Source organism: Limosilactobacillus sp. (assembly GCF_051873075.1).
Taxonomy (GTDB): Bacteria; Bacillota; Bacilli; order Lactobacillales; family Lactobacillaceae; genus Limosilactobacillus.
This window is the reverse complement of sequence record NZ_JBJEEM010000049.1, coordinates 1-8,660: the sequence shown is the minus strand read 5'-3', so window position 1 is coordinate 8,660 and position 8,660 is coordinate 1. Positions and strand designations below refer to the sequence as shown.

General features: G+C 51.9%; 7 protein-coding genes. 3 read left to right on the top strand and 4 right to left on the bottom strand.

Annotated features, from left to right (window positions below; all coding sequences use genetic code 11):
• Nucleotides 1–105: 105 nt before the first annotated feature.
• The 3 genes from efp to ACI31J_RS05875 all read right to left on the bottom strand — a co-directional run bounded on the left by efp (nt 106) and on the right by ACI31J_RS05875 (nt 3,137).
• Nucleotides 106–663, bottom strand: a complete 558-nt coding sequence (efp, locus tag ACI31J_RS05885; RefSeq protein ID WP_439773506.1) for an elongation factor P — start codon at nt 661–663, stop codon at nt 106–108.
• Nucleotides 664–894: 231 nt separating this feature from the next.
• A complete protein-coding gene (gene glyA / locus ACI31J_RS05880) occupies nt 895–2,133 on the bottom strand; it encodes a serine hydroxymethyltransferase (protein ID WP_439773505.1) in 1,239 nt (412 codons plus the stop codon).
• 329 nt (nt 2,134–2,462) lie between these two features.
• Nucleotides 2,463–3,137, bottom strand: a complete 675-nt coding sequence (locus tag ACI31J_RS05875; protein ID WP_439773504.1) for a hypothetical protein — start codon at nt 3,135–3,137, stop codon at nt 2,463–2,465.
• Between the two features lie 212 nt (nt 3,138–3,349).
• Here ACI31J_RS05875 and ACI31J_RS05870 point away from each other — a divergent pair, with 212 nt between their 5' ends.
• The 3 genes from ACI31J_RS05870 (at nt 3,350) to ACI31J_RS05860 (ending at nt 7,785) form a co-directional block, all read left to right on the top strand.
• A complete protein-coding gene (locus ACI31J_RS05870; RefSeq protein ID WP_439773503.1) occupies nt 3,350–5,908 on the top strand; it encodes an AAA family ATPase in 2,559 nt (852 codons plus the stop codon).
• A gap of 3 nt (nt 5,909–5,911) precedes the next feature.
• On the top strand, nt 5,912–6,094 hold the full coding sequence (locus tag ACI31J_RS05865; RefSeq protein WP_439773502.1) for a hypothetical protein: 183 nt from the start codon (nt 5,912–5,914) through the stop codon (nt 6,092–6,094).
• 173 nt (nt 6,095–6,267) lie between these two features.
• Nucleotides 6,268–7,785, top strand: coding sequence for a glycosyltransferase (locus tag ACI31J_RS05860; protein WP_439773501.1), 1,518 nt, complete (start codon nt 6,268–6,270; stop codon nt 7,783–7,785).
• A 64-nt stretch (nt 7,786–7,849) separates the two neighbouring features.
• Here the strand turns inward: ACI31J_RS05860 and ACI31J_RS05855 are convergent, their stop codons facing one another.
• A complete protein-coding gene (locus tag ACI31J_RS05855; RefSeq protein WP_439773500.1) occupies nt 7,850–8,500 on the bottom strand; it encodes a histidine phosphatase family protein in 651 nt (216 codons plus the stop codon).
• Nucleotides 8,501–8,660 lie beyond the last annotated feature (160 nt).

The window sequence follows — 8,660 nt, the reverse complement described above, 5'->3', positions numbered from 1 at the left end:
TATTAGTCGTTAATAACACTTCGATAACACATTTAAAGTAAAACCCCCATGACTATTTTCAATGAATTAATAGTCATGGGGGTATTAATTACTTATTTAATTATATTAAGCACGGGACTTGTAGCTGCCATCAGTAGTGTTGATGATCAGCTTGTCGCCGTCCTTGATGAAGGCTGGGACGTTAACAACTAAACCAGTGTTCATCGTAGCTGGCTTACCACCACCATCGATGGTAGCACCTTTGATCATTGGTTCAGTGTGGGCAACCGTCAATTCAACCGTGGTTGGCAGTTCAACACCGATGATGTCGCCGTTGACGAAGTTCAGAATAACCTTCATGTTTTCAACAAGGTAGTTCTTATCGTCACCCAGCAGGTCATGGCTCAGAGTGTATTGGTCGTAGGTTTCGAGGTCCATGAATACCGCGTTGTCACCTTCATCGTACAGGTATTGAGCAGAACGCTTGTCAACGTTAACTTGTTCAACCTTTTCAGAAGGACGCATCGTAGTGTGAACGATGGAACCAGAACGCAGGTCTTGGATATCCATCTGCATCAGCGTGTTACCCTTACCTGGCTTGTGGTGGTTAATTTGCAGAACCTTTAACAGCTTACCATCACGTTCAAAGACCATACCCTTTTTCAAATCGATTGTTTGAATCATGTCAAAACTCTCCTTTGTATCTTAACTAAGTGCTATTCTAGTTAGAATTTAAGCGGTCAGGCGATCACCGCTGGGCCGCACCCGGGCCTGATTAGATCTGCTGCCGTTTTACAGCATTCATTGCTATTGTATCACATCATCAGGCTAGAGCGTGATGTTATGGGGCAAAAACGTTTCATTTATCGGGAATGCAAAAACGACCAGCAGACTGGCTTTCTGCTGGTCGCTTCATTATTCAGTAATCGGGTGTTTAGCTGTTAATTCATGAACCTTGGCTGCAACCTCATCAATTACCGCCTGGTCCGTAGAGTTGTTCAACAGCTTAATGATCAGGTCGGCCACCTGCCGGGCGTCATCTTCCTTAAAGCCCCGGCTGGTGATTGCTGGTGTCCCGATCCGCAGACCGCTGGTAACAAACGGATTCCGCTGATCATTTGGAATAGACTCCTTGTTGGTCGTAATGTGAACCGAGTCTAACAGGTCCTGGGCGTCCTTACCGGTGATCCCGGTCTTGGTAATATCAATAATCATCAAGTGGTTCTCCGTCCCCCCGGAAACAACCCGCACCGTGTCCGACTTGGCAAATTCATCAGCCATCGCCGCCGCGTTCTTCACGACCTGGTTGATGTAGTCAGTGAACTGGGGCTGCAGGTCCTCATAAAATGCCTGGGCCTTCCCGGCAATTACATGTTCCAACGGGCCGCCCTGGGTTCCTGGGAAGAGGGCCGAATTGATCTTCTTTCCCAGCTTAGCCGACTTGGAGAGGATCATCCCACCCCGCGGACCACGCAGGGTCTTGTGGGTGGTGGTCGTTACCACGTCCGCAACCGGCACGGGACTCGGGTGGGCACCCGTTGCCACCAGCCCGGCGATATGGGCCATGTCAACCATCAGGTAAGCCCCGACTTCATCAGCGATTGCCCGGAACTGCTGCCAATCGATGATCTTGCTGTAAGCTGAGGCCCCGGCCACGATCAGTTGTGGCTGGACTTCCTCTGCAATTGCCCGAATCTTATCGTAATCCAGCAACTCCGTCTCGGGATCCAAGCCGTAACTGAAGGACTGGTAAACCTTCCCGCTGAAGTTAACCTTGGCACCGTGGGTCAGGTGGCCACCAGCATCCATCCCCATCCCGAGGATCTTGTCACCGGGCTTTAGGAGGGCCTGGTAGACCGCCATGTTGGCCTGGGAGCCAGAGTGCGGCTGGACGTTGACGTATTCGGCGCCGAACAGCTGCTTGGCATAGTCGATGGCCAGTTGTTCGACCTGGTCGATGTACTGGCAACCGCCATAGTAACGCTTGCCAGGGTAGCCTTCCGCATACTTGTTGGTCAGGACCGAGCCCTGCGCCTCGCGGACTTGTTTTGAGACAATGTTTTCCGACGCAATCAACTCGATCGTATCCTGCTGACGTTGTTCTTCTCTGTCGATTGCTGCCCAGAGTTCAGGCGACTTTCCTGCGTATTCCATTTAGGCATTCCTCCTCAGTGTTCAGGGCGTCATTGCTTCTTATTTTAATTATACTATATCGGTCTCCCCCGCTGGTCGCTGATTGTAAAAAAGGACCCCCTCACTTCGAGGACGGTCCTTTTTAAGGATTAATCTTCAACCTTCTTGGCTTCCTCCATGGCCTTCATGATGGAAGGGTTCTTGGAGTGACAGTCCTTAATCATTTGGATGTCTTCTTCGCTTAATTCAACTGTGTACTTAGCCATTTTTCTCCCTCACTTTGCTAAAAGAATTAACTTAACTATACCATAACCAAGCCCGGTTGGACGGTTTATTTGAACCGTCGCCCGTTACCCGAGCTCATTGTATTGGCGTACAACCTTATCCCAGTTAGCGTGTTCAGCATCAACCAGCACTGTCTTGTCGCGCTCACGGTCGTCAATGTAGTGGCCGTCCGTCGTTTCACCAAAGTAGAAGTAGTAAACCCGGTTAGCCCCGTTGGCCTTCTTCTGCTTCAGCAGTTCCTTAAACTGTGCCTGGTCAAAGACGAAGAACTCAATATGCGGCTGGTCCGGTTCGTCACTATGGTTGATGCCGAACACAAAGAAGTCGTAGTTCATCTGGCCATTTTCATCCATAATAGTATCTTCGTTGATGGTCGAAAATCCCGTGTACTGCATCCGTTCACTGACGTCGTCCTTACCATAGTAACCGGAACCACGCAGGCAAAGCTTAATCTGTCGTTCCCCATTGGTAATGATGAGGCCCGAGCCTTCCCGACGGGTTCCCTTGCGAATGTTGTTAGCCGGAATCTGCCCCGCCAAAGCGTCCTTAACCCCGTTTACCAACTCGTTTTTGGAAATTTTGCCCTTGATCTTAGTTTTACGTACCGATGTCGACTGGGCATTGGCGGTGCCGGTCGCTTCTTCGACGGCTTCCAGTTCGTCGATCCTGCTGTTCAGACGATCAACCTTTTCGCTCAGGTAGAGAACCCTTGACTGCAGTTCGAGAATTAGTTTTTCCAAATCCAAAATATCGCCACCCTTCATATATAAATATACCCCATGCCAGCACCAAATCCAGTAGATATTTTTAGACTTTTTCTGAAAAAAGTAATACTTTTTAACGGTGTTTATGTTATATTAATATTTGTCAATAATATCTTATAATTTCACCATAAGATATATTTAAGAAATGATTGATATTTAATAGATTGCTTATCAGGAGGGATTGCATTATGGATAATTTCGACTTAACCCAGCAGGGACAAGAATCATTCGCCATTGCAAAAAAGATTGCGGCTGCCCACCAGGCTGGAGTCATCTCAACCGAAACCTTAGTCCTAGCCTTTACCAAGACTGATGACAGCGGTGCTGGCACCGTGCTCTTCGATCGCCATATTACCCGCATCGATATCAACCGGGAGCTTGCAAACGCCAGCCACGTTGACCGCCATGACTCCGCCGATCCGTCATTCAATTACGCTGGGATGCGGAACAGCAGTGTGTTTGAAAACCGGATAAAAAAGTCTCCCGTACCCTTAGTCAACGAACCCGGCAAGCACCAGGTTATGATCAAAGACCGGCAATACACCGTTTCCGACTACGTTCTTTACGGTCTGAAATATGGGCAGTCCCTGGTCAAACAGCAAGGAAGCACCGCCATCCAAACCCAGGGGATCCTGGTGGGAATGGTTGATCTCCAGGACAGTAATGCCTTTTGGCTCCTGCTCAAGCTGCTCATGCGTAAGTCACAAGGGTTTTACGGCCAGGCGTATACGAATATCGTTCAAGAACCCCTCAACAGATTTCAAACAAACGATGGGGTAAATATTGCCGAACGCAAGCGCCGCGAAAAAAACAACAACAGATTAAGCCAGCGACTCGATCGTGGCGATCACTTTCTCCTGCAAGACTACGGACGTGACCTGACTAAAATGGCAAAAGAGCATAAACTAGCTCCGGTCGTGGGCCGCGAGGAGGAAATCAAACGTCTCGCGCTCATCCTTAACCGCCGGCAGAAATCCAACGCCCTGCTGGTTGGCCCGGCCGGAGTTGGCAAGACAGCTATCGTGGAAGGGGTCGCCACCCGTATCACCCAAGGACAGCTGCCGTCCTTAGCAGGAAAGCGAATCATTGCGCTCGATCCCGATAAGTTATCCGATCTGATGATTAACGGCTGGAGCATTGAAATCATCAGCCAGCTGATTACCGAGCTGACCGCCGAAAAGGACGTTATCCTCTTCCTCGATGAAGTCCAAAATCTGCGTTTTCACGGCGGTGCCGGCATCATCAACATGATGAAACCGGCACTTGCCCGGGGCGACCTGCAGCTGATCGGGGCAACCACGCCCCTGGAGGCCCAGGTCTTCTTCCAAGGGGATGAAGCATTGCAACGCCGTTTTGAAAACATCCCCGTCAAGCCGCTGACTGCCCGCCAAACGGCTGCGGTGATCAAGCGGGCTATCACACCATACGAAAACTACTACCGGGTCAACTACTCCGCCGCTGCCTGTCAGCTAGCCGTCGACCTCGCCAAGACCTACGTTGATATCGCCCTGCCCGATTCAGCCCTGACCATCCTCGATAATGCCGGAGCACTGGTCAACGTGCACCATGAGCAAGGGGCCGCCGTCAAGACCAAGTACGTACACCAGCTTTCCCAGCTCCGGGCTGCCCTGCACGATGCCGAGCAAAAGAGCCTCAACGACAAGCAGGTCAGCCAGCTCAAAAAACAGCTGGCCAACCTCCAGAGTCAGTTTACCCAGGCAAAAAACGACTGCACTAAGCACCATTACCATGACAAGGTGACGGTCAATGACATCATCGAAGCAACCGCAGAAATCATCGGCCGCCCGCTTAATAAAGCTGACGTGGCCAAGGCCCAGCGGGAGCGGAATTCTAAGGAAGCCTCCATCCTTACCCTCAATCAGCGTCTGAAGCAACACGTGATCGGCCAGGATGAGGCAATTGACAGTCTGACGCAGGCGCTGATGGTGGCCAAGGCCGGTCTCAGCAAACCCGGGGCACCGATCGGCACATTCTTTTTTGCCGGAGTTACCGGAACCGGGAAGACGGAAACAGCCAAACAACTAGCATTGGAAGCATTCGGGACCGACAAGGACCTCCTCCGTTTCAACATGCCAGATTATTTTTCACCCGTGGGAGTAATGAGCTTCACCCAAGATCTCTATAAAGGAGTGGTCAAGCATCCCCACTGTTGCATCCTGCTGGACGAGATCGAAAAGGTCAACGCACCGATCTTCAACTTGCTCCTCGGCATCATGGACGACGGCAGCTTTCTCCCCGGCTCGGGACTGCACGCCGACTTCAGCCATACCATCATCATTATGACCTCCAACATCGGGGCCGCGAAGGTTTTCAACAATCACGTCGGCTTTGGCATTTCGAACAGGTCGGAAAACAACCGCAACATCATCCAGCGGGCGATGGAAGCGCGCTTTGCCCCCGAGTTCATCAATCGTCTGACCGCGACCGTGATCTTCAATCCGCTGAGCAAAGACAGCCTACTGAAGATCGCCAACCTCCTGCTCGGCCAGAAACGGCAACTACTGCTTGAGAAAGGTATCAAGCTATCCTGGGATCAATCGGTCCTGGAATGCATCGTCGATCGCTATGCCGATCCTGCCAAAGGCGCCCGACCGCTTCAGCGCGGCATCGACCAGCTGATCACCGGTAAAATTGCCGCAATGATCCTCCAGGGGCAAGTCCGGCCGCGACAGAGTGTGCAGCTTCACATCGACCAAAACCAGCAAGTGCACGTAAAGGTGGCCTAAACAATGACAAACGAAGATCGCTTCCGGCAAGCACTGATCCGCTTCTACCAGGCATGTCAACTTTCTTCCCCCACGATTGAACAAATCATGGAGGAAAACGACGAGCTGATCAGTTGCTACCTTGCGGCAACCCCTGAACTGGTGGCACGCAAGCTCTACCAGCAGACACTCAGCCGCCCTCTTTAACGAATACTAGAAAAGGCCCACGACTACCAGCCTTCGTAGTCACGGGCCTTTCACATTTTATGCCGAAATTTCTTAATTTATTAGCAAGATCCTCGGGTTAAACGGCGCGACACCCCAAAAATCGATTATAATTTTAAGTATTAAGAACGTTTAAATATAGAAAGGAAAAAACAATGTTTTACTTTATTACTAGTCGTGAAGACATGCTGACGTCGGCCATTGAACTTGCTCAGGTCAAGCGGATGAAGATCTTCGACTACCTCAAACTCGATTCCAAGATCGTTACCCTGCAGTACAACTGGGCCCACCACCAGGCCGAGAAAAAGCTGGGCGTATCCGGCCGGGTCATCAACCTCTTTCAGCACTTTCAACAGCTGCCTTACCAGTACCGCGACAACGATCAGGTCTTGATCAACCGTCTCCTCCACCAGCCCGCTTTCACGGTCGATAACCTCGTTGCCAGCCGGGACGGTAAGCAGCGAATTATCGCCCACCTCAATGGGCAGCGCCTCTACTACGTCGACTACCGCGATAAGTTTGGTTTTACCGACCGGCGGGACTACTACGACAACGGCTGGTTGACCTATTCTGAATTCTTCGAGGACCGCGCCCGCGTCGTTACCCGCCAGTACTACGATGCCCAGGGACTCCCCAAAATCACCTACCATTACCGCGGTGGCAAGGGCAACGTCCCCGTGCTCTGCCTGGTTCAGCTCCGTGACAACGGACAGTTATGGGATTTTGACAGCGAGGACGAACTGCGGGCCTACTTCATTGACCAGCTGGCCGCAAGTGATGACCGCGCCATCTTCATCAGCGACCGGCCCGACTACACCCTCAAGGCCTTCGAGTCAATGAACAGCGATGCCCCGCGGTACCAGTTTTTCCACTCCGCCTTCACCATGAATGGTCAGCCCAACGGCAAACTGTTCACCGTCTACAAGCCCATCAAGCAGGAGTTGGCAGACCACCAACTTTCTGGTTTGATCTCGTCCACCCAGCAGGAGGCCACGGACGCCAGCGAGCGATTTGACACCCCGGCAAGCTACGGTATCCCGGTTACCTATATCAGTGACAAGCAGCTGCAAAAGAAGATCCCGTTCAGCCAGCGGATTCCGGGCCAGTTGATCGCAATTGCTCGGCTGACCAATGTCAAACGGCTCAACCACCTGATCCATGCGGTGCTCAGATTGCGCCGCAAACATCCCGAAGTCGACCTGAAGATCTATGGTTATGATGATGGCTGGAACAATTACGCCACCTCACACGAGTTGCGAAGGATCGTCAAGGATAACCACGCCGAGGACTACATCCACTTCTGCGGGTACGAGCACGACCTGACTAAAGTCTACGAGACTGCCCAGATTGAGGTGCTGACCAGCTCGTACGAGGGCTTTGCCATGGCCCTGCTGGAGGCCCAGGGGCACGGTTGCCCAGCCGTTAGCTATGACATCAACTACGGCCCAGCCGAGATCATCCAGGACCAAGTCAGCGGACGATTGCTGCCGGCGGGGGATGAGTATGCCCTGTACACAGTCCTCGATGAGCTACTCAGCAATCCAGAAACACTGAAATCCTATGCCGCCCATGCCCAGGAGGCGGCCGCTAAGTACTCCTTTGAAAACGTCGCCGCACAGTGGAAACACTTCATCACCACCGATCAGGACATCCAACACGTACTTGCCAAATAATTAAAAATAAACAGGTCGACTGATGTGCCGCACTAAGGCGGTCATCAGTCGACCTGTTTTCAGATTATTCAAATTTGTGATTGTATTCGACCATCTTAGCGCCGTTTTCGTTGGCCGTGATCGTCGTTACCCCGGCATTGGTTGGGAAGTTACCAACAGTGTCGACCCCGAGAGCGTCGGCAATCGTCCGGATAAACGTTCCGTGGGTAACCAGGAGGACCCGGTCACCGTCGTTAGCCTTCTTGACGAGGGTGCTGATCCCCCGCTTCCACCGGGCAACAACTTCCTCGTAACTCTCCGCCTGACCGGTTGGGTCCATATCGTGCATCATGTTCCGCCCGGACCGCAGGCTTTCGTGGCGAATGATGTCATCGTGATCCTGGTAACCATGCTGAATGGCGATCGTCCGCCAGTTGGCCTCGGAATCGAGCCCCTCGAAGTAACCAAAGAACACTTCACGGAAGGTCTTGTCCGTGTAGGCAACGTCCGGAACGTGCTTGAGGTGCTTGATGATCCGGTCGCGTGTCTGGACAGCCCGCTTCAGGTCCGAGGAAATAATAATATTGTAGTAGGTATCCGCCAGGGCCTTCCCCGTTGCCGAGGCCTGTTCCAGGCCGTGCGGGTCCAGCTCCATGTCGATCCAGCCCTGAGCCCGGCCCAGCTGGTTCAGGTAGGTTTCCCCGTGCCGGACGATGTCAATTGTGATTTCAGTCATTTCACTCAATCCTTTCTGCGGTAAATCATTTTGAAGCTAGTATATACTTCCGTTTTTGAAAGCGCAATCGAAAACTAGGGCCCCTAATAAAACATGAAGAAAGAGCCATCTTAAAAGCCGCCGGTACTGAATCGTCTTTAGTACCGGCGGCTTTGCGGGT

Bases quoted from the DNA above. Each gene is read 5' to 3' on its own strand.
- efp (WP_439773506.1), bottom strand. From the start codon at position 663: ATGATTCAAACAATCGATTTGAAAAAGGGTATGGTCTTTGAACGTGAT.
- glyA (WP_439773505.1), bottom strand. From the start codon at position 2,133: ATGGAATACGCAGGAAAGTCGCCTGAACTCTGGGCAGCAATCGACAGA.
- ACI31J_RS05870 (WP_439773503.1), top strand. From the start codon at position 3,350: ATGGATAATTTCGACTTAACCCAGCAGGGACAAGAATCATTCGCCATT.
- ACI31J_RS05865 (WP_439773502.1), top strand. From the start codon at position 5,912: ATGACAAACGAAGATCGCTTCCGGCAAGCACTGATCCGCTTCTACCAG.
- ACI31J_RS05860 (WP_439773501.1), top strand. From the start codon at position 6,268: ATGTTTTACTTTATTACTAGTCGTGAAGACATGCTGACGTCGGCCATT.
- ACI31J_RS05855 (WP_439773500.1), bottom strand. From the start codon at position 8,500: ATGACTGAAATCACAATTGACATCGTCCGGCACGGGGAAACCTACCTG.